A 19629-nucleotide genomic window follows, 5' to 3' on the forward strand; every position below is an offset into this window, starting at 1 on the left:
CCCCCGACGGTGTAGCGTGAGGCAGCGACGGTCCGGTGCTACCGGGCCGTGTCCGAGGGGCGGCCCATGTCCGGATCCGGCGTTGTCGACGAGGCGGCCGGCGCGGCGAGCGCGCCCTTCGACGCGTTCGCGGCGGGCCTGGCGGACCTGCCGCCCCTGCGGCGGGCGGTGGTCGCGGCCTGCCGGCGGCCCGAGCGGGACTGCGTCGTCCCGCTCCTCGAAGAAGCGCGCCTGCCGCCCGAGGCGGCTCGACGCGTCGCCGAGGACGCGCGGCGCCTCGTCGAGACCCTGCGGCGCCAGGGCACCCGCGGCGGCGTCGAGGGGCTGGTCCACGAGTACGCGCTGTCCAGCCAGGAGGGCGTGGCGCTGATGTGCCTCGCCGAGGCGCTGCTGCGCATCCCCGACGCGGCGACGCGGGACGCGCTGATCCGCGACAAGATTGCCGGCGGAGACTGGGCCGCCCATCTCGGGCACAGCCCGTCACCCTTCGTCAACGCGGCGACCTGGGGCCTGCTCGTGACCGGCAGGCTCGCGGCGACCCGGGACGAGGCCGGCCTCTCCGCCGCGCTCACCCGGCTGATCGCCCGCGGCGGCGAGCCCCTGATCCGGACAGGCGTCGATCTCGCCATGCGGATGATGGGCGAGCAGTTCGTGGCGGGGCGGACCATCGCCGAGGCGCTGCGGCACGCGGCGCGGCTCGAGGCGAAGGGCTTCACCTACTCGTACGACATGCTCGGCGAGGCCGCCGTGACCGCCGAGGACGCCGAGCGCTACCGGCGCGCCTACGCGGACGCGATCGCGGCGATCGGCGCGGCCTCGGCCGGGCGCGGCGTGCTCCTCGGCCCGGGCATCTCGATCAAGCTGTCGGCGCTCCATCCGCGTTACGTCCGCGCGCAGCGCGACCGGGTCCTGGCCGAACTCTATCCCAGCGTGCGGGAGCTCGCGCGCCTGGCCAAGGGCCACGGTATCGGCCTCAACATCGACGCCGAGGAGGCCGACCGCCTCGACCTGTCGCTCGACATTCTGGAGCGGCTCGCCGCCGACCCCGATCTCGCCGGCTGGGACGGGCTCGGCTTCGTGGTCCAGGCCTACGGCAAGCGCTGCCCGTTCGTCATCGACGTCCTGATCGACCTCGCCCGAAGGGGCCGGCGGCGGCTGATGGTGCGGCTCGTGAAGGGCGCCTACTGGGACAGCGAGATCAAGCGGGCGCAGGTCGACGGTCTGGCCGACTTCCCGGTCTTCACCCGGAAAGCTCACACCGACGTCTCGTACCTCGCCTGCGCGCGGCGGCTGCTCGCGGCGCCCGACGCGGTCTTCCCGCAATTCGCCACCCACAACGCCCAGACGGTGGCGAGCATCGTCGCGATGGCCGGCCCGGATTTTCGGCTCGGCCAGTACGAGTTCCAGTGCCTGCACGGCATGGGCGAGCCGCTCTACGAGGCCGTGATGGCCGACGCCGATCTGCAGCGGCCCTGCCGCATCTACGCGCCGGTGGGCACGCACGAGACCCTGCTCGCCTACCTGGTGCGGCGCCTCTTGGAGAACGGGGCCAACACCTCCTTCGTCAACCGGGTCGCCGACGAGGCCGTGCCGATCGCGGACCTGATCACCGACCCGGTCGCCGCCGTCGAGGCCGCGCCGGATCCCGGCAGGCCGCATCCGCGGATCGCGGCCCCCCGAGACCTCTACGGCCCGGACCGCGCCAACGCGGCCGGGCTCGACCTCTCCGACGAGGCGGAGCTCGCCCGGCTGTCGGACGGGTTGGCGGCGAGCGGCCGCACCGCGTGGCGGGCGGTGCCCTCGANGGCCGACCGACCGGTGCGCAATCCCGCCGATCACCGGGACATCGTCGGGTCCTACCAGGCGGCGACGGCCGACATCGTCGCGGTCGCCGCGGCCCGGGCGGAGGCGGGTGCGGCCGGCTGGGCGGCGACACCGGCCGCAGACCGCGCCGCCTGCCTGCGGCGGGCCGCCGACGCCCTCGAGACGCTGATGCCGCCGCTGATCGGGCTCATCGTGCGGGAGGCGGGCAAGACCTGCGCGAGCGCCGTCGCGGAGATCCGCGAGGCGGTCGATTTCCTCCGCTACGACGCCGCCGAGGCCGAGCGGACCCTCGGGGACGCGGACGCGCCGCTCGGTCCGGTCGCCTGCATCGCGCCGTGGAATTTCCCGCTGGCGATCTTCGTCGGCCAGGTCGCGGCCGCGCTGGCGGCGGGCAACACCGTCCTGGCGAAACCCGCCGGGGAGACGCCGCTGATCGCGGCCGCTGCCGTGCGCGTCCTGCACGCGGCCGGGATCCCCGCCGAGGCGCTTCACCTCCTGCCGGGCGACGGCCGGGTCGGCGCAGCCCTGGTCGCGGATCCGCGCGTGCAGGGCGTGATGTTCACCGGCTCGACGGCGGTGGCCAAGGGCATTCAGCGGGCCCTCGCCGAGCGGTTGAACCGCTTCGGCGAGCCGGTGCCGTTCGTGGCCGAGACCGGCGGCCAGAACGCCCTCGTGGTCGATTCCTCCGCGCTCGCCGAGCAGGTGGTCGCCGATGTCATCGCCTCGGCCTTCGATTCCGCCGGGCAGCGCTGCTCGGCGCTCCGGATCCTGTGCCTGCAGGAGGAGATCGCCGACCGGACGCTGCACATGCTGAGGGGCGCCCTGCGGGAGCTGCGGGTGGGCGACCCGCGGCGCCTCGCCGTCGATGTCGGGCCGGTCATCACCGCCGAGGCCGCCGACCGGATCGTCGGGCACGTGTCGCGGATGCGCGCGCGGGGCTTCCCCGTGGAGCAGGTCCCGCTGCCGCCCGAGGCCGGCGCCGGGACCTTCGTGCCGCCGACCCTGATCGAGATCGGGGCCGTCGCCGATGTCGCGCAGGAGGTGTTCGGTCCGGTGCTGCACGTGCTGCGCTACCGCCGCGACGGCCGCGACGCGCTCCTCGCGGCGGTCGACGCGACCGGCTACGGGCTCACCTTCGGCCTGCACAGCCGCATCGACGAGACCATCGACCACGTCCTCGACCGCGTGCGGGCCGGCAACCGCTACGTCAATCGCAACATCATCGGCGCGGTGGTCGGCGTGCAACCCTTCGGCGGCTCCGGGCTGTCGGGGACGGGCCCGAAGGCGGGCGGCCCGCTGGCCCTCGGCCGCCTGCTGCGACGCGCGCCCGCCGCCGCCCGCGACGGGCTGGCCGCCGACGATTCGGCTCTGCGCCCCTATGTGGCGTGGCTGCGCTCGCGGCACCGGCACGACCTCGCGGGCAGGCTCGAAGCCGTCCGCTATCCCGGCCGCGCCGCGAGCGCGCTGGCCGGTCCCGTCGGTGAGCGCAACCTGTACGCGCTGCGTCCCCGCGGGCGCGTCGCCGCCGTCGCGACCACCGAGACCGCGCTCCTGCTCCAGCTCGGAGTGATCCTGGGCACGGGCAACGCGGCCGTCGTCATCGGGCCGGACGGGCGCGATCCGGTCCTGGACGATCTGCCGGCAACCTGCGCGGCGCGGGTTGCCCGGGCGCCGGATCTCGGGCGCGCGGGCGCGATCGCCGGGGTCCTGTTCGCGGGCGAGGCCGACGACCTGCTGGCGCTGAACAGGGTCGTCGCGGCGCACGACGGCGCGATCCTGCCGATCCAGGCCCGCTGCCCGGAGGCGCTGGCGGCCGGCGACCTCTACGATCCGGCCGGCCTGGTGGAGGAAGTCTCCACCACCATCAACACCGCGGCGGCCGGCGGCAACGCCAGCCTGATGAACGTCGGGTGAGCGAAAGTCCGCCCGGTCAGGCCGACCGGCGCAGGTTCCAGAAGAGCGGCAGCCCGGTCAGCATGCCTTCGAGATCGCGCCTGTAGGCGGTCGGCTGGAAATACTGGCCGCAGGGCAGGTAGGCGCCGACCGCCAGCGCCCGCGCCTGGATCCGCGCCGCCAGGGCCTTCTGGGCGTCGAGGTCCGGCGCGTCGAACCACGCGCTGCGCAGTTCCTCCAGCGGCGCGTCCGTCAGCCAGCTCGGCACGCCGGCCCGGCCGTTCCCGCGGACGGCCAGATGGTAGGCCGGCGAGAGATGGTCCAGACCGCCGGAGAAGATGCCGAACATCGACCAGCCGCCCTGGTCGAGGGGCTTGGCGTTCAGGATCCGCTGGTTGACCGTCCCCCAGTCGGTGGCGACGACGTCGAGGTTCATCCCGATCTTGCGGCACGCATCGGCCATCACCTCGCAGATCGCGTTGATCCGCGGCACGTCGGTCCCGGAGAGCAGCACGACGCGCTCGCCCTTGTAGCCCGCCGCCGCCAGCGCCCGCTTCGCGGCGGCGAGGTCGCGCGGGCCGGTCAGCGCCTCCATGCCGGCCGAGGACGCCATCGGACCGCCGGCCGTGAAGATGCCGGACGGGCCGCGCCGGATCGACGGGTCGCTGCCGGCGACGGCGTCCATCATCTCGGTCTGATCGACGGCCGCGAGCAGCGCCCGGCTGATCGCGGGATTGTCGAAGGGCGGCAGGGTGTGGTTGAGGCGGATCTGCCCGATCAGCCCGGCGGTCTCCACCAGATCCACCCGCACGGCGGGCTGGCGGGTCAGGTCCGGCACGAGGTCGACGAGGGGCTGCTCCCACCAGTCGATCTCGCCCGAGCGCAGGGCGCCGGCCGCGGTCGCGCCGTCGGGGATGGTGCGCCACTCGACGCGGTCGAAATGCGCGATCCGCGGTCCGGCCGTGAAGCTCGGCGTCCCGTCGGGGCGCGGTCGGTAGGCCTCGAACCGGCGGTAGACGTTGAGCGAGCCCGGAACACGCTCGTCGGCGGCGAAGCGGAACGGACCGCTGCCGACCATCTCCGGCACCGCCTGCGTCGCGGGCGTCGCACTCAGGCGCTCCGGCATGATCACGGGGACGTAGGAGGTCGGCTTGGCCAGGGCGTCCGGCAGGAGCGGGAAGGGCCGCTTCAGGCGGAACTGCACCACCGTGTCGGAGGGCGCCGAGAGCTCGTTCACCGTCGCGAACAGGGCCCCACCGTATGCGTCGCGCTGCCCCCAGCGCTTCAGGCTCGCCACCACGTCGCGCCCGAGAACCGGCGTCCCGTCGTGGAAGCGCAGGCCGTCACGCAGGGTCAGCCGCCACTTGAGGCCATCCGGGGTGACCTCGTGGCCCGCGACCATCTGCGGCCGTGCGCGATAGGCGGAGTCGAGGCTGTAGAGCGTGTCGAACACCATCAGCGCGTGGGTGCGCGTGACGTAGTTGGTGGTGATGATCGGGTCGAGGAGCGCGAGGTCCGCGTAGGGGACGAACCGCAGGGTCGTCGCTGAGGCCGCCCGGACCAGGGCCGGCCGGGCGAGGGCCCCGGCCATCAGGGCTCCGGCGCCGGTCAGCAGCGTGCGTCGCTTCATGAATCGATCCCGGTCCTGGCGGCGCCCGATCTGGCCGCATGCCGGGTTCGCGTGCAAGTGGTGCGCCACTGCCGCGCTTGGATCGGGATCGGAGAGCCCGCCCGGGTCGAGGCCGGACGGGTCGACCGCGCTCGCGCTGCGCTGGCCCTCAGGCGGCGCGCGACCAGCGGATGTCGCCGAGGCTCTCGCGGAAGGCGAAGCGGGCGAGATGGTCGGCCACGACGTTCTCCAGCCGGGTGAGGTTGACCGGGTCGGAGCTGTCGATGCGCATCAGCAGGGCGTCGGGCTCGGCGTCGAAAGTGCAGACGCGGTCCTCGCCGAAGGGCACGGTGCCGTGAACGGGGGTCGCCTCGACCTTGAACTTGTGGCTCCAGTGCCGGCAGAGCTGCTGCAGGTAGCGGCTCGCCTCGGTGGTCTGCACGCGGGCCTGAGAGGTGGGCATTCCGTCGGTCTCCAGATGGATGTGAGAACAGCCTGTCGGTGACGGGTCGTCGTTCGATCTCGCACGTGCGAGATAGGGAGGCCTCAGAGCAATTGCCATGCCTGGCGCCGACGGATCCGTCTCCGCCGTCTGTGTTGAGCGTGTGTCCGAAGCGTTAGCAGCGGCTTAACGCGACGGGCCGCTCCGACGGTTGTCGGGGCGGCGTTGCTGTCCTGCACCCGTCTCCGCGCCGAATTATGGCGCGATGCACAAAATCCCTCAGGCGGCCGGCGCGGCGCGGTCGGTCCGCACGATCACCTTCCCGGGGTTGAGCAGATCATCCGGGTCGAGGGCCGCTTTGAGGCGCCGCATCAGGTCGAGGCCGACCGGGTCGCCGTAGCGCGCGAGCTCCTCGCGCTTGATGAGACCGACGCCGTGCTCGGCCGCGATGGAGCCGCCCAGCGCGTGCACGAGGTCGTGAACGATCCGGTTGAACCGGCCCCACGCGCCGAGGAACGCCGCCGGCTCCATGCCGGGCGGCTGCGACAGGTTGAAATGGATGTTGCCGTCGCCGAAATGGCCGAAGCCGCAGGGCCTCAGGCCCGGCATCTCGGCGAGGCAGGCCGCCCCCGCCCGCTCCAGGAACTCGGGCAGGCGGGAGAGCGGCACCGACACGTCGTGCTTGATCGAGGCGCCCTCGCGGGTCTGCGCCTCGGGAACGCCCTCGCGCAGGCGCCAGAGCGCGGCGTTCTGGGCCCCGCTGGTCGCGATGGTGGCGTCGGCGATCAGCCCGTCCTCCAGGGCCTGCCCGAGGGCCGATTCCAGTTCGGCCCCCGTGTCGGCCTCCGCGCGCGCGGACGCGACCTCGATCAGCGCGTAGGCGCCGTGCGCGCCGTCCAGCGGCCGCACCGTCCCCGGGACGTGGCGCAGCACGATCTCGAGGGCGAAGGGCGGCAGGTACTCGAACGCCGTGAGGTCGCGGTCCATCCGCGTCCGCAAGAAGACGAACAGGTCCAGGGCCGCCTTCGCCGAGTCGAGGCCCACGAAGGCGACGCTCGTCGAGCGCGGCCGCGGGAACAGCTTCAGCACCGCCGCCGTGACGATGCCCAGCGTGCCCTCCGAGCCGATGAAGAGCTGCTTCAGGTCGTAGCCGGCATTGTCCTTGCGGAGGGCCCTGAGCCCGTTCCAGACGCGCCCGTCGGCGAGCACGACCTCCAGCCCGAGAACGAGGTCGCGGGCGTTGCCGTAGGCGAGGACCGCGATCCCGCCGGCATTGGTGCTGATGCCGCCACCGATCCGCGCGGAGCCGCGCGACGCGTAGGAGAGCGGGAACAGCATCCCGGCAGCCTCGGCCGCGTCCTGCACGTCCTGCAGGATCATACCGGCCTCCACCGTGATGGTGGCGTCCACCGGATCGACCGCGCGCAGGCGGTTCATGCGCTCGAGGGACAGGACGACGCCACCGCGCGGCACGCCGGCGCCGGTGAGGCCGGTATTGCCGCCGAGTGGCACGACGGCGATGCCGGCCTGCGTGCAGGCGCGGACTGCGAACGCGACCTCCTCGGTGCTTCCCGGCCGCAACACGGCCAGGGCCGAGCCGGTGAACAGCCGGCGGCTCTCCGTCAGGTAGGGCGCCAGGGCGTCCGGATCCGTCAGCACGTGCCGCGCGCCGAGCCCGTCCCGGAGGGCGGTCAGCAGGGTGTCGAGGTCGGCTGTCGGCGTCATCGCGAAGATTCTGTAGGCCGGAGGCGGCCGGACGCAAGTGCCGGTCTGGCGCGCGCCGATGCGGACCTTACAACCGTGATGTAAGGCCCGGGCGTCGTCGCGCCGGGCCACCCGGACGATCCACCGCAGAGGCAGAGATGCTCTCCGTCATCCAGAACCCGCCCCGCATCGCGCTCCCCATCGTCGGCAGCAGCGATTTCTTCCCCGTGCGCCGCGTCTACTGCGTCGGACGCAACTACGCCGCCCATGCCCGGGAGATGGGCGCGGACCCGGACCGTGAGCCGCCATTCTTCTTCATGAAGCCCGCCGACGCCCTGCAGATCGTCGGGCCGGAGCCGACGGCCCACGCCTACCCGCCGAAGACCGCCAACTACCATTTCGAGGTGGAGATGGTCGCGGCCCTCGCCGGCGGCGGCACCGACATCCCGGCCGAGACCGCCCTGGAGCATGTCTACGGCTACGCCATCGGCCTCGACATGACCCGGCGCGATGTCCAGGACGAGGCCAAGAAGATGTCGCGGCCCTGGGACACCGCCAAGGCCGCCGACGGGTCCGGGCCGATCGGCGCGCTCCACCCGGTCTCCGTCATCGGCCACCCGGCGAAGGGCGCCATCACCCTGTCGGTCGACGGCGAGACACGCCAGAAGGGCGACCTCGGCGACATGATCTGGTCCGTCGCCGATCAGATCGCCTACCTGTCGGGCTACTTCGCCCTGCAGCCGGGCGACCTGATCTTCACCGGCACGCCCTCCGGCGTCGGTCCGGTCCGGCGCGGCCAGCGCATGGTCGCGGCGATCGATGGTCTGGGCGCCATCACCCTCGACGTCGTCTGAGCCGCGCCGCCGCATGCTCCTCGACCGGCCGCTGCTGCGGCGCCTGTTCCACCTCGGGGCGCTGGCGTCCCGGGGCATGACCCTCGGCGTGCGCGGCGTCGCCCTCGACGGGGCAGGGCGCGTCGCCCTGGTGCGCCACACCTACGTGAGCGGCTGGCACCTCCCGGGCGGCGGCGTCGAACTGGGCGAGACCGCGCGCGACGCGATGGTGCGGGAGTTCCGCGAGGAGGCGGAGATCGTCCCGGACGGAGAGCCGCGCCTGCACGGCCTCTATCGGAATGTCGTCTCGGCCCCCCGCGACCACGTCGCCCTGTTCGTCCTGCCGGCCTTCACGGTCCTGCGCCCCAAGGCGCCCGACCGCGAGGTCGCCGAGTGCGCCTTCTTCCCGGTGGACGCACTCCCGGAGGGGACCACGCGGGCGACCCGCGCCCGTCTCCGGGAGATCCGCGACGGTCTCCCGCCGGAGGCGAACTGGTAAATCGTCACGGTTCGCGAAAAGGGCGCTTGCGTCGCCCGGCGGAATGGTGTTTAGAGAGCCGCGCCGGGGGCCGCCGGCACGAAAGTCCAGGCGGCGCGGCACAGTGAGCGGGTGTAGCTCAGGGGTAGAGCACAACCTTGCCAAGGTTGGGGTCGAGGGTTCGAATCCCTTCGCCCGCTCCAGTTTTCCCAACCATACGATCGACTTACGAGGCCGCAGACCTGCGGCCTTTGTCGTTTCCGGTCGCCGGCGAACCGCGCGTTGCGCGGCGGCGAAACGGCGCTCCGCGATCGCGGGCAACGACCGGGACGACGTCCCGGACGGTGCGTTTAGCCGCCCTCGCCGCGGGGCAGATGGCCCGGACGGCGCCCGGGTGGACCGAGGCGCGGGATCGCGCCCGGTCAGCCCATCAGGCGTCCTGTTCCTTCGCGAAGGCCCGCAGCGAGACGCGGGCGACCTCCCGCAGCGCCTCGCGGTCGGCGCCCGATGAGGCCAGCACGCCCATGCCGGAGGCGACGGTCGACAGGAACCGCGCCAGGGCGACCGGATCGGAATCCGCCGGGAGATCACCCTCCTGCCGCGCCCGGATGAAGCGCTCGCGGAGTTCCATCTCGCTCTGGGCTCGCCGGGACGCCAGCTCGAACGGGATGTTCTCCGAGCCAGCGCCGCAGGCGAGCCCGCCCTGGACGAGAAGGCAGCCGGGCGGGTTCGCCGGATCGGTGTGGCTCTCGGCGATGCTGCTCAGGAACCGCTCGGCGACGGCGCGCGCGGTCTCGCCGGCCAGCACGAAGCGCATGTGCTCCGAGCGCCGCTGCGCGTACCGGTCGAGCGCGGCCTTGAGCAGACCCTCCTTGCTGCCGAAGGCCGCGTAGAGGCTCGGCGGCTTGATGCCCATCGCCTTCGTCAGCATGGCGAGGCTCGCGCCGTCGTAGCCGTGGCGCCAGAACACCTCCATCGCCTCGTCGAGGGCCTTGTCCGTGTCGAAGGACCGGGGGCGCCCCATCACCATTGCCTGCGGACTCCAACTTTTATATCGAGTGGTAGATAAGTCACTTGACGCCCCGCGTCCATGCCGACATGTGTAGCGACCTATACAGATGTTGGAGTCGCTCGTGGATCCTCAGCGTCATCCCTCTCGCGGTCCGCTCCGTGTCCCGCGCCTCGCCGCCGGCGGCCTCGCCCTGGCGATACTGGCAGGCGCCTCGTTCGCCCTCATACCCGGCTCGCTGACCGAGGGAACCGTGGCCGTCGCGGCGACGCCCCCGGCCGAGGTCGCGATGCCGGCCTCGGTCGCCACCGTCGAGCCGCGCGACGTCATCCTCTGGGACGCGTTCTCCGGCCGCCTGGAAGCGGTCGACCGCATCGACGTTCGGGCGCGGGTGGGCGGCGCGATCCTGGCCACGCACTTCGCCGAGGGAGAGCTGGTCAGGGCCGGGGACCTGCTGGTGACCATCGACCCGGCGCCCTACGCGGCCGAGGTCCAGCGGCTCGAAGCCCAGGTCGCGGGCGCCGAGGCGCGGGTCGGCATGACGGCGAGCGACCTCGAGCGCGGGCAGAAGCTGTCGGATCAGCACATCGTCACGGCGCGCGACCTCGACGTCCGCGCCAACGCGTTCAAGGAGGCCAAGGCGAGCCTCGACGCGGCGAAGGCGGCCCTGGAGGCAGCGCGCCTGAACCTCGGCTACACGCAGGTTCGGGCTGCCGTCAGCGGGCGCGTCGGCCGCCGCGAGATCACCCCGGGCAACCTCGTGGCGACGGGCGCCGGGGCCGCCGTGCTGACAACGCTCGTCTCGGTCGATCCCGTCTACGCCAGCTTCGACGCCGACGAGGGCGTGGTCCTGAAGGCGCTGGCCTCGGTCGCCGAGCCGGGCGGCCGGCGCGGCAAGCTCGACCGCATCCCGGTCGAGATGGCGACCGCCGACGGGGCGCGCGCCACCGGGCATCTCCAGTTCATCGACAACAAAGTCGACGCGCGCAGCGGCACGGTCCGCGTGCGCGCGACCTTCTCGAACAGCGACGGCCGCCTGATCCCGGGCCAGTTCGCCCGGATGCGCCTGGGGCAGGCCGCGCCGGACCGTCTCGTCCTGGTCGACGAGCGGGCCGTCGGCACCGATCAGGACAAGAAGTTCGTGCTCGTCGTGGGGGCGGACAACCGGGCGGAGTTCCGCGCCGTCACCCTCGGCCGGGCCGTCGACGACCTCCGCGTGGTCACCTCCGGCCTGACGGGCGGCGAGCGCATCGTGGTCAACGGGCTGCAGCGCGTCCGTCCCGGCACGCTCCTGCGCCCCGAACCCGTGGCGATGGGTGCGCGCCCGCAGGATGCCGCGTCCAGGGCGCGCAGACTCGCCCAGCGCTGACGGCCGGCGCCCGGGCGCCGATCCCCTTCCCGCGATCCAGATCCCCGACGCGATGGTGACGGCGGCCGCGCGCGGCCGCCCGGACGCCCCGTGCCCCACGCCCCACGCCCTCGGAGGGCGGCATGAACCTCTCCAAGTTCTTCATCGACCGCCCGATCTTCGCGGGCGTGCTCTCGATGCTCATCTTTATCGGCGGCCTGCTCTCGCTCTTCGCGATGCCGATCTCCGAGTACCCGGACGTGGTGCCGCCCTCCGTCGTGGTCCGCGCGACCTTCCCGGGCGCCAACCCCAAGGTCATCGTCGAGACCGTGGCGACGCCCATCGAGGAGCAGATCAACGGCGTCGAGGGCATGCTCTACATGTCGAGTCAGGCCACGACGGACGGCATCATGACGCTGACCGTCACGTTCCGGCTGGGCACCGACCCCGACAAGGCGCAGCAGCTCGTCCAGAACCGCGTCTCGCAGGCCGAGCCGCGCCTGCCGGCGGTGGTGCGCCAGCTCGGCATCGTCACGGTGAAGAGCTCCCCCGACCTGACCATGGTGGTGCACCTCGTCTCGCCCAACGGGCGCTACGACATGACCTACCTGCGCAACTACGCGGTGCTGAACATCAAGGACCGCCTGGCCCGCCTCGACGGCGTCGGCCAGGTGCAGCTCTTCGGCTCCGGCGACTACGCGATGCGGATCTGGCTCGACCCGCAGAAGGTGGCCGAGCACGGCCTGTCCGCCGGCGACGTCGTGCGCGAGATCCAGGCGCAGAACGTCGAGGCCGCGGCCGGCGTGATCGGCGCGTCGCCGGCCGTTCCGGGCCTCGACCTGCAGCTCTCGCTGAACGCCGAGGGGCGCCTCAGCAGCGAGGAGCAGTTCGGCGACATCGTGGTCAAGACCGGCGCCGACGGCGCGATCACGCGCCTGCGCGACGTGGCGCGCATCGAGCTCGGCGCCTCCGACTACGCCCTGCGCTCGCTCCTCGACAACAAGTCGGCGGTGGCGATCCCGATCTCGCAGTCGCCCGGCTCGAACGCGATCCAGATCTCCGACGAGGTCCGCCGCACCATGGCGGAGATCAAGCGGACCATGCCGGAGGGCGTCGACTACCAGATCGTCTACGACCCGACGCAGTTCGTGCGCGCCTCCATCGAGGCGGTCATCCACACGCTGCTGGAGGCCATCGCCCTCGTCGTGCTCGTGGTGATCCTGTTCCTGCAGACGTGGCGCGCCTCGATCATCCCGCTGCTGGCCGTGCCGGTCTCCATCGTCGGCACCTTCGCGGTGATGCACGTCTTCGGATTTTCGATCAACGCGCTGAGCCTGTTCGGCCTCGTGCTGGCGATCGGCATCGTCGTCGACGACGCGATCGTGGTCGTCGAGAACGTCGAGCGCAACATCGAGAGCGGCCTGTCCCCGCGGGACGCCAGCTACCAGGCCATGCGCGAGGTCTCGGGCCCGATCATCGCCATCGCCCTGGTGCTGGTCGCGGTCTTCGTGCCCCTGGCCTTCATCAGCGGCCTGACGGGCCAGTTCTACAAGCAGTTCGCCCTCACCATCGCGATCTCGACGGTGATCTCGGCGATCAACTCGCTGACCCTCTCGCCGGCCCTCTCGGCGCTGCTGCTGAAGGATCACCACGCGCCGAAGGATCGCCTCACCCGCATCCTCGACCGCCTCCTCGGCTGGTTCTTTCGCCGGTTCAACCGCGCCTTCGGGCGGGCCTCGGACGGCTACGGCCGCGGCGTCGGCCTCGCGGTGTCGCGCAAGGCCGTGATGATGGTCGTCTACGTCCTGCTCGTCGGACTGACCGGCGCCCTGTTCCGCCAGATCCCGGGCGGCTTCGTGCCGGGCCAGGACAAGCAGTACCTCGTGGGCTTCGCGCAGTTGCCGGACGGCGCGACCCTCGACCGGACCGAGGAGGTCATCCGCCGCATGAGCGAGATCGCCCTCAAGGAGCCCGGCGTCGAGAGCGCCGTCGCCTTCCCGGGCCTCTCGATCAACGGCTTCACCAACAGCTCCAACTCGGGAATCGTGTTCTCGACGCTGAAGCCGTTCGACGCGCGCAAGGACCCGTCCCTCAGCGGGGCGGCGATCGCGCAGTCGCTGAACAGGAAGTACGCCGCGATCCCCGAGGCCTTCATCGCGATGTTCCCGCCGCCGCCGGTGAACGGGCTCGGAACGATCGGCGGATTCAAGCTGCAGATCGAGGATCGCGCAGGCCTCGGCTACGAGGCGCTGAACGACGCCACGAAGGCGTTCATGGCCAAGGCCGCCCAGGCGCCGGAACTTGTCGGTCTGTTCTCGAGCTTCCAGATGAACGTGCCGCAGCTGTTCGCCGACATCGACCGGACGAAGGCGCGTCAGCTCAACATCCCGGTGACGGACGTCTTCGACACGCTTCAGATCTATCTCGGCTCGCTCTACGTGAACGACTTCAACAAGTTCGGCCGCACCTACTCGGTGCGCGTCCAGGCCGACGCCCCGTTCCGGGCCCGGTCGGACGATGTCGGCCTGCTGAAGGTCAGGTCCGGCTCCGGCGAGATGGTGCCGCTCTCCGCCCTGCTGCGCGTGCGCCAGAGCGCCGGGCCGGAGCGGGCGATGCGCTACAACGGCTTCCTGTCGGCCGACATCAACGCCGGTGCGGCGCCGGGCTACTCGTCGGGTCAGGCCCAGGCGGCGGCCACGCGGATCGCGGCCGAGACGCTGCCGCGCGGCTTCGCCTTCGAGTGGACAGACCTGACGTACCAGGAGTTCATCGCGGGCAATTCCGGGATCTGGGTCTTTCCCCTGGCGCTGCTGCTGGTCTTCCTCGTGCTCGCCGCGCAGTACGAGAGCCTCGCCCTGCCGCTGGCGATCCTGCTGATCGTGCCGATGGGCCTGCTCGCCGCCATGTTCGGCGTGTGGCTTTCCGCGGGCGACAACAACGTCTTCACGCAGATCGGCCTGATCGTGCTCGTCGGGCTCTCGGCCAAGAACGCCATCCTGATCGTGGAATTCGCCCGCGAGCTGGAATTCGCCGGGCGGACCCCGCTCCGGGCGGCGATCGAGGCGAGCCGCCTCCGACTGCGGCCGATCCTGATGACGTCGATGGCCTTCATCATGGGCGTGCTGCCGCTGGTGACGGCCACCGGTGCCGGATCGGAGATGCGTCGGGCGATGGGCGTCGCGGTGTTCTCCGGCATGATCGGCGTGACCGCCTTCGGCCTGTTCCTGACGCCGGTCTTCTACGTGCTGCTGCGCCGGCTGAGCGGCAACAGGCCGCTCAAGCACCACGGTGGCGCCGTGGGGGCCACCGCGCCCGTCCCGGCAGCTGCCGACCCCGGCCTCCCGTCAGGTACGCCCCTGCCGCAGGCCTGACAGGGCCCGCCACGCCGGCGCCAGCACGAAGGTCGTCAGCGGGATCAAAGCCCCGCCGACGACCAGACCGATGAGGCCCGAGACGGTCGCGGTGACGAGCCACGCGACGAGGCCCGCGGCGAACGGCACGCGCGCCGCCGCGGCCTCCGCCACCGCGTGGGCGGTGTGGGCCGGCGCCGAGAGGCCGTAGGTCTCGAGCCCGTGCATCAGGATACCGCCGCCGACCCAGATCATCGCCGCCGTCCCGATGACGGCCAGGATCTTGAGCAGGACCGGCATGCCCCTGACCACGCCGCGTCCCAGCCCGCGGACGACGTTCCCGAGCGGCGGCTCGACGGTGCTGCGCGCGAGGGCCAGACCGGCATCGTCGGCCTTCACGATCAGCGCGACCACGCCGTAGACGCCCGCGGTGATGCCGACTGCGACGATGGCCAGCACCGCCGCCCGCATCCAGAAGCTGCCCTCCGGCAGGGCCGCGAGGGTGATGGCCATGATCTCGGCCGAGAGGATGAAGTCGGTCTTGATGGCGCTCGCCACGCGGCGGTCTTCCCGGGCCTGGTCGGTCCCTTCGCCGCTCTCCCGATCCGCCTCGTCGGCGTGCCCGTGAGGGGCGAACACGGCCTCGTAGACCTTCTCGGCGCCCTCGAAGCACAGGTACGCGCCGCCCAGCATCAGGAGCGGCGTGATCGCCCAGGGGGCGAACGCGCCGAGCGCCAGGGCTCCAGGCAGCAGGAACAGGAGCTTGTTGCGCAGCGACCCGAGGGCGATCCGGCCGACGATCGGCAGCTCGCGCTCCGCGGCGAATCCGACGACGTAGCGCGGCGTGACGGCCGCGTCGTCGATTACGACGCCGGCGGCCTTCGTGCCGGCCCACGCCGCCTGGCCCGCGACGTCGTCGAGCGAGGCCGCCGCGGCCCTGACCATGAAGGCGACGTCGTCCAGCAGGGCGATCAATCCGACGCTCACCCGTCTCCCCTCTCCGTGATCGGTCCGCCAGACAGACGATCCGCGGCAGGATTTGATCCCTGACCGGTGAGAATTCGGCGCGGCCGCGCCGCGTCTCCCGGACCGCCCTGCCGTTAGGTCGCTCGCGCCTAGCGCAGCGCCAGGGCGTCCAGCCATCCGTGCGCGGCGGCGTAGCGGATGATCTCCGCGCGCGTGCGCAGCCCCAGCTTCTCGGCGGCGCGCGCCTTGTAGGTCTCGATCGACTTGACGCTGAGATCGAAGCGCCGGGCGATCTCCTTGTTGCTGAAGCCCTGCGCGATCAGCCGGAGCACGTCGGCCTCGCGCGGGCTCAGCGCTTCGGCCGACGGCTCGGCCTCCGCGGCCTGCGTCGGGGCGCCGGGATGCCCCATGGCGTGGCTCGCCACCGAGGGGTCGAGGTAGATCCCGCCCGCCGCGACCGCGCGGACGGCGCGGAGCAGGTCCTCCGCGGCCGAGCGCTTCAGGAGGTAGCCCCGGGCTCCCGCCCTGAGCAGCGGCTGGACGTAGGCCGCGTCCTCGTGGACCGTCAGCACCAGCACGCGCGTCCGCGGGCACGACCCGGCGACCCGCTCGGTCAGCTCGAGGCCGTTGAGGCCCGGCATCGAGACGTCGACCACGGCGACGTCCGGGTCGGCGGCGTGGATCATCGGCAGCGCGTCGCTGCCGCTGGTGGCCTCGCCGACCAGCTCGATCTCCGGGTCGGCGTTCAGGAGGGTCCGGATCCCCGCGAGGACGATGGGATGGTCGTCGGCCAGGGCGACGCGGATGCGATCCGACATGCGCTTCTCCTCAGGTCTCGGGATGATGGGGGATCGGGACGGTGACGAACAGCGTCGTGCCGATGCCCGGGGACGATTCCAGCGCGAGCGTCCCGCTCAGCAGCGACAACCGCTCTCGGATGCCCGACAGGCCGAGCCGCAGCTTCGCCGGCGTCTCTCCGCCGGCGCGCTCGCGCGGGTCCTCTACGGTGAAGCCGACCCCGTCATCCTCGAGGACGACCCGCATCTCGCCCGCGCGCTTCTCCACCGAGACGCTGACGCTCGCGGCGCGGGCATGCTTGAGGACGTTGGTGAGCGCTTCCTGCACGATCCTGTAGACGGCGGTCTCGATCGCGGCCGGCAGCCGGGTCGCGTCGCTCAGGAACTCCAGGTCGGCGCGGATCCCGTGCCGCTGGCTCCAGTCGCGGAGCAGCGTGGCGAGGGCCTCGCGCAGGCCGAGATCGTCGAGGGCGGTCGGACGCAGGTCGACCGCGGCCCGGTGGATGTCGCGGCCGATCTCGCCGGCGAGCGATTGCAGCCACTCCACCTGCCGGCCGGCCTCGGCCGTGGCGCCGCGGGCCAGGAGCCGCTCCATGCTCTTGAGGCCCAGCGACAGGCCGGTCACCGTCTGGCCGACCTGGTCGTGGAGTTCCCGGGCGATCCGGCGCTGCTCGTTCTCCTGGGCCTCGCCGAGGCGGCGCAGCAGCGCGAAGCGCTCGGCCTCCGCGCGCTTGCGCGGCTCGATGTCCGACACCACGCCGTAGAGCAAACCGGCCGGGGTATGCTCGTGGAGCTGCGGCACGCGGCCGGCGACCCGGACCCAGCGCGGGTCCCGGTCACCCTGGGTGACGCGGAACTCGACGTCGAGCGGCGTGCCCTCGGCGAGGCTCCGGCGCAGGGCCTCGCCCAGGCGCCCGCGATCCTCGGGATCGACCGCCTGGAGGACGGTGTCGGCGCTTACGGCGCTGTCGCGCCCCTCGGCGGCGGCCGTCCAGCCGAGGAGGTCGGCCGCGCGGGGCGAGCCGGTGACCCGGTGGGCGACCGTGTCCCAGCGCAGCGTGCCGAGTTCCGCGGCCTCGGCGGCGACGGCGCCCTGCTCCTCGCTGGAGCGGAGGGCGAGAGAGAACCGGGCCTGCTCACCCGCCCGGCGCTGCGCCATGTCGCGGCCGACGAGTCCGACCAGCGCCAGGGCGAGCCCGATGCTGACGAAGCTGCCGCCGCCCAGGACGGCGTAGGACCGCGAGACCGGCGCGTTGAGCGTGGCGACCGGCATCCCGAAATGCACCGACCAGCCGCCGGTATGCTGCAGGGTCCGGTAGACCACCTCGACATCGGCGCCTTCGAGCGTCGGTCCGGTGTAGAAGCCGTTCGGGGCGTGCCGGATCGCCGCCTGGAGTGCCGGGTTCGCCGGGTGGCCGAGTTCCTCCACCTCGGCCCGGGTCCGGGCGATCGTGTTGCCCTCCGCGTCCACGATGGTGCCGACCCAGCCCTCGGGCGCGCCGGCGTCGCGCAGGATCGAGCTCACCGCGTTGGTGGCGAGCCGGATCGACAGGACGTAGCGCAGCGTGCCGTCCCGGATGACCGGCACGCGCAGGGCGACGAGGCGCTTGCCCGAGATCGAGCCGGCCGGGCCGATGCCGCCGATCACCGGCTGGCGCGTGCGCACCACCGCGTCGAAGCTCGTCCGGTCCGAGGTCGGTCCGAGTTCCTCCTCGAGGGAGCGGAGCAGGTTGACGATCTGGGCGCCGTCCGGTCGGGCGAGCTCCACCGTTTCCCAGAGCGGGTGTGCCTGCCGGAGCCGCTCGGCCTCGGCGTAGAAGGCCGCGAGGTCCGGCCGGTCGAGGGTGGCGGAGGCGGCCTCCGCCTCGAGGACCGCGATCTGGGCGGCGATGTCCGAGGCGACGCGCTCGGCCACCCGGGTCGCACTGGCGACGGCGGCGTTCCGGGCGAGGTCGCGCTGCTGCTGGGCCATCAGCGTCGCGACCAAGCCGCTGAGCAGCAGGACGGGGATCGCGGCCGCGAGGGCGAGGGCGACGAAGGTACGGCGGCTGCCGCGGCTCAGCTGTGGCTCCGGGCCCCGGATGGCGGCGTCGCGGGCGCGGTCGGTCATGCGCCCGTGCTTGGACACGCGGCGCGTCGGCCGGGACCCGTCGCCCGTCGCTCAGACGGCCGGACCCACCTGTCTCGCCGTCCCGAGCGCATCGTCGCCCGCTCCCCGAATCCCCGCATCACCCCGTGAGCTCCCCGCTCTCCTACGGGAAAGTCGCCGCGCCGTCAGGCCGGGGAGGCGGCATCGGACGCGGCAGTGGCGTCGCACAGCGGCGAGCCGGGCAGCATGCGGGCCGGGTGCGGCATCCGCGCCGCGACCGCCCACGAGGAGCCGTCGTAGCCCTCGTACCAGGCCCGGCGCTCGCGGGACTCGCCGGGGTAGGGGCAGGCATCGCGGGGCCGACCGACGGCGCGCGCGCGGGCGCCCTGTTTGACGATGTCCATGAGCATGGGCGCTGATCTCTCCGGCGGCTCGGGAGCATGTCCCGCCGGGTGAGAAGCGCCGAGTTCGAACGGCCAAGCAAGCTGTTTCGAGCCGGGATGCCGCTCACACCGACGCGTGTCGGGCTTATCCCGACACGCCGTCAGACAAATGAACCGTTGACCATTGTGCGCCGGCATCACCGGACCGTGCGGAATCTGCGCCGATCCGTCCGAATGCCGCGCAGACGGGCGCCAGATCCGCGCGTCATCCGCGAGAGTCTCGCGCCGGGGGCGCCGTTGGACGCCGCCCGGGAGCCCGCATGGGAGGCCGCGACGGCCCGGCCTCCCGGTTCGCAGGGCCGGTCTGGGAGGCGCAGCCTCAGCCGACGGGCGCGTAGCCGGACCGGAAGGGGCGCCCGCCGCGAGGCCCAGCCCGGTGCCGGTCGCGAACCCGATTCCGCGGTAGCCGCCCCAGCCACCGGGGCGAGACGCCCAGGGTCGGCCGCCGCAGCCGGCGGGACGGGATTGGACGCGGCGCTACCCGCGGTAGCCGGGGTGCCGCCGGTAATGCCGGTGGAGACGGTGGTGCCGATGGCGGTGCAGGCCGTGGCGCCGCCCCCGCGAGACGCCGTGGCCCAGATGGTGGGGCCCATGATGGAAGCCGCGGCCGTGGGGCCGGGCCTCGCTCGACGGCGCGAACAGGACGAGGCTCGACAGCGCCGCGAGGGCGATCGCGAGACGTTTCATGGACGGAGCTCCAGAGACGGTGAGGGACGTCCGTGCGGACCGGACCCGATGCCGGATCCGACCGCGCGGCGCGGTCTGTCGGGAAGGCGATGCCGGCCGCCATCGCGGGCCAGCGCGCATTCCCCGGGACGCGCGGACGGCGGGAGACCGCCGACCG

General features: G+C 72.7%; 14 protein-coding genes and 1 tRNA gene. 6 read left to right on the forward strand and 9 right to left on the reverse strand.

Annotation, left to right across the window (positions count from 1 at the left end):
- Positions 1–66 precede the first annotated feature (66 nt).
- Entirely contained in the window at positions 67–3738 is a 3672-nt protein-coding gene (gene putA, locus MMR14E_RS23630; RefSeq protein WP_331317648.1) for a bifunctional proline dehydrogenase/L-glutamate gamma-semialdehyde dehydrogenase PutA, read from the forward strand.
- A 16-nt stretch (positions 3739–3754) separates the two neighbouring features.
- Here the strand turns inward: putA and MMR14E_RS23635 are convergent, their stop codons facing one another.
- The 3 genes from MMR14E_RS23635 to MMR14E_RS23645 all read right to left on the reverse strand — a co-directional run bounded on the left by MMR14E_RS23635 (position 3755) and on the right by MMR14E_RS23645 (position 7493).
- Positions 3755–5347: an ABC transporter substrate-binding protein gene (locus MMR14E_RS23635; protein WP_331317649.1), complete on the reverse strand. Its 1593-nt coding sequence runs from the start codon at positions 5345–5347 to the stop codon at positions 3755–3757.
- Positions 5348–5495: 148 nt separating this feature from the next.
- Entirely contained in the window at positions 5496–5789 is a 294-nt protein-coding gene (locus MMR14E_RS23640) for a DUF2218 domain-containing protein (RefSeq protein WP_331317651.1), read from the reverse strand.
- A 258-nt stretch (positions 5790–6047) separates the two neighbouring features.
- A complete protein-coding gene (locus MMR14E_RS23645) occupies positions 6048–7493 on the reverse strand; it encodes an FAD-binding oxidoreductase (protein ID WP_331317653.1) in 1446 nt (481 codons plus the stop codon).
- Positions 7494–7630: 137 nt separating this feature from the next.
- On the opposite strand from MMR14E_RS23645, the gene MMR14E_RS23650 reads away from it, so the two are divergent.
- From MMR14E_RS23650 to MMR14E_RS23660, 3 genes are all read left to right on the forward strand, one after another.
- Positions 7631–8326 carry a fumarylacetoacetate hydrolase family protein gene (locus MMR14E_RS23650; RefSeq protein WP_331317655.1) on the forward strand — a complete coding sequence of 232 codons (696 nt, stop codon included), beginning with the start codon at positions 7631–7633 and terminating at the stop codon, positions 8324–8326.
- A 13-nt stretch (positions 8327–8339) separates the two neighbouring features.
- A complete protein-coding gene (locus MMR14E_RS23655) occupies positions 8340–8804 on the forward strand; it encodes an NUDIX domain-containing protein (RefSeq protein WP_331317656.1) in 465 nt (154 codons plus the stop codon).
- A 107-nt stretch (positions 8805–8911) separates the two neighbouring features.
- Positions 8912–8986 (forward strand) — tRNA-Gly (locus tag MMR14E_RS23660).
- A 227-nt stretch (positions 8987–9213) separates the two neighbouring features.
- Here the strand turns inward: MMR14E_RS23660 and MMR14E_RS23665 are convergent.
- Complete coding sequence (locus MMR14E_RS23665; protein WP_331317658.1) at positions 9214–9813, reverse strand: TetR/AcrR family transcriptional regulator; 600 nt, start codon at positions 9811–9813, stop codon at positions 9214–9216.
- An 88-nt stretch (positions 9814–9901) separates the two neighbouring features.
- On the opposite strand from MMR14E_RS23665, the gene MMR14E_RS23670 reads away from it, so the two are divergent.
- Together MMR14E_RS23670 and MMR14E_RS23675 are read left to right on the forward strand one after the other, a co-directional pair.
- The gene (locus MMR14E_RS23670; RefSeq protein WP_419539406.1) at positions 9902–11161 is read left to right on the forward strand and encodes an efflux RND transporter periplasmic adaptor subunit; all 1260 of its coding nucleotides are present in this window, start codon (positions 9902–9904) and stop codon (positions 11159–11161) included.
- Between the two features lie 122 nt (positions 11162–11283).
- Positions 11284–14511 carry a multidrug efflux RND transporter permease subunit gene (locus MMR14E_RS23675; protein WP_331317660.1) on the forward strand — a complete coding sequence of 1076 codons (3228 nt, stop codon included), beginning with the start codon at positions 11284–11286 and terminating at the stop codon, positions 14509–14511.
- Here the strand turns inward: MMR14E_RS23675 and MMR14E_RS23680 are convergent.
- From MMR14E_RS23680 to MMR14E_RS23700, 5 genes are all read right to left on the reverse strand, one after another.
- Entirely contained in the window at positions 14485–15477 is a 993-nt protein-coding gene (locus tag MMR14E_RS23680; protein ID WP_331317661.1) for a DUF808 domain-containing protein, read from the reverse strand. The genes MMR14E_RS23675 and MMR14E_RS23680 overlap by 27 nt on opposite strands.
- Before the next feature lie 128 nt (positions 15478–15605).
- On the reverse strand, positions 15606–16274 hold the full coding sequence (locus MMR14E_RS23685) for a response regulator transcription factor (RefSeq protein ID WP_331317662.1): 669 nt from the start codon (positions 16272–16274) through the stop codon (positions 15606–15608).
- Positions 16275–16284: 10 nt separating this feature from the next.
- The gene (locus MMR14E_RS23690) at positions 16285–18363 is read right to left on the reverse strand and encodes an ATP-binding protein (protein WP_419539437.1); all 2079 of its coding nucleotides are present in this window, start codon (positions 18361–18363) and stop codon (positions 16285–16287) included.
- 164 nt (positions 18364–18527) lie between these two features.
- Positions 18528–18752 (reverse strand): ribosome modulation factor, encoded by a 225-nt coding sequence (locus tag MMR14E_RS23695; RefSeq protein ID WP_331317664.1) that lies wholly within the window; start codon positions 18750–18752, stop codon positions 18528–18530.
- Between the two features lie 510 nt (positions 18753–19262).
- Positions 19263–19472, reverse strand: coding sequence for a hypothetical protein (locus MMR14E_RS23700; RefSeq protein ID WP_331317666.1), 210 nt, complete (start codon positions 19470–19472; stop codon positions 19263–19265).
- Positions 19473–19629 lie beyond the last annotated feature (157 nt).

This window comes from Methylobacterium mesophilicum (assembly GCF_036441335.1).
GTDB classification, from domain to species: domain Bacteria; phylum Pseudomonadota; class Alphaproteobacteria; order Rhizobiales; family Beijerinckiaceae; genus Methylobacterium; species Methylobacterium mesophilicum_B.

Bases quoted from the DNA above. Each gene is read 5' to 3' on its own strand.
- MMR14E_RS23645 (WP_331317653.1), bottom strand. From the start codon at position 7,493: ATGACGCCGACAGCCGACCTCGACACCCTGCTGACCGCCCTCCGGGAC.
- MMR14E_RS23690 (WP_419539437.1), bottom strand. From the start codon at position 18,363: ATGACCGACCGCGCCCGCGACGCCGCCATCCGGGGCCCGGAGCCACAG.
- MMR14E_RS23650 (WP_331317655.1), top strand. From the start codon at position 7,631: ATGCTCTCCGTCATCCAGAACCCGCCCCGCATCGCGCTCCCCATCGTC.
- MMR14E_RS23640 (WP_331317651.1), bottom strand. From the start codon at position 5,789: ATGCCCACCTCTCAGGCCCGCGTGCAGACCACCGAGGCGAGCCGCTAC.
- MMR14E_RS23655 (WP_331317656.1), top strand. From the start codon at position 8,340: ATGCTCCTCGACCGGCCGCTGCTGCGGCGCCTGTTCCACCTCGGGGCG.
- MMR14E_RS23665 (WP_331317658.1), bottom strand. From the start codon at position 9,813: ATGGTGATGGGGCGCCCCCGGTCCTTCGACACGGACAAGGCCCTCGAC.
- MMR14E_RS23675 (WP_331317660.1), top strand. From the start codon at position 11,284: ATGAACCTCTCCAAGTTCTTCATCGACCGCCCGATCTTCGCGGGCGTG.
- MMR14E_RS23670 (WP_419539406.1), top strand. From the start codon at position 9,902: ATGTTGGAGTCGCTCGTGGATCCTCAGCGTCATCCCTCTCGCGGTCCG.
- MMR14E_RS23695 (WP_331317664.1), bottom strand. From the start codon at position 18,752: ATGCTCATGGACATCGTCAAACAGGGCGCCCGCGCGCGCGCCGTCGGT.
- MMR14E_RS23635 (WP_331317649.1), bottom strand. From the start codon at position 5,347: ATGAAGCGACGCACGCTGCTGACCGGCGCCGGAGCCCTGATGGCCGGG.
- MMR14E_RS23700 (WP_331317666.1), bottom strand. From the start codon at position 19,472: ATGAAACGTCTCGCGATCGCCCTCGCGGCGCTGTCGAGCCTCGTCCTG.
- MMR14E_RS23685 (WP_331317662.1), bottom strand. From the start codon at position 16,274: ATGTCGGATCGCATCCGCGTCGCCCTGGCCGACGACCATCCCATCGTC.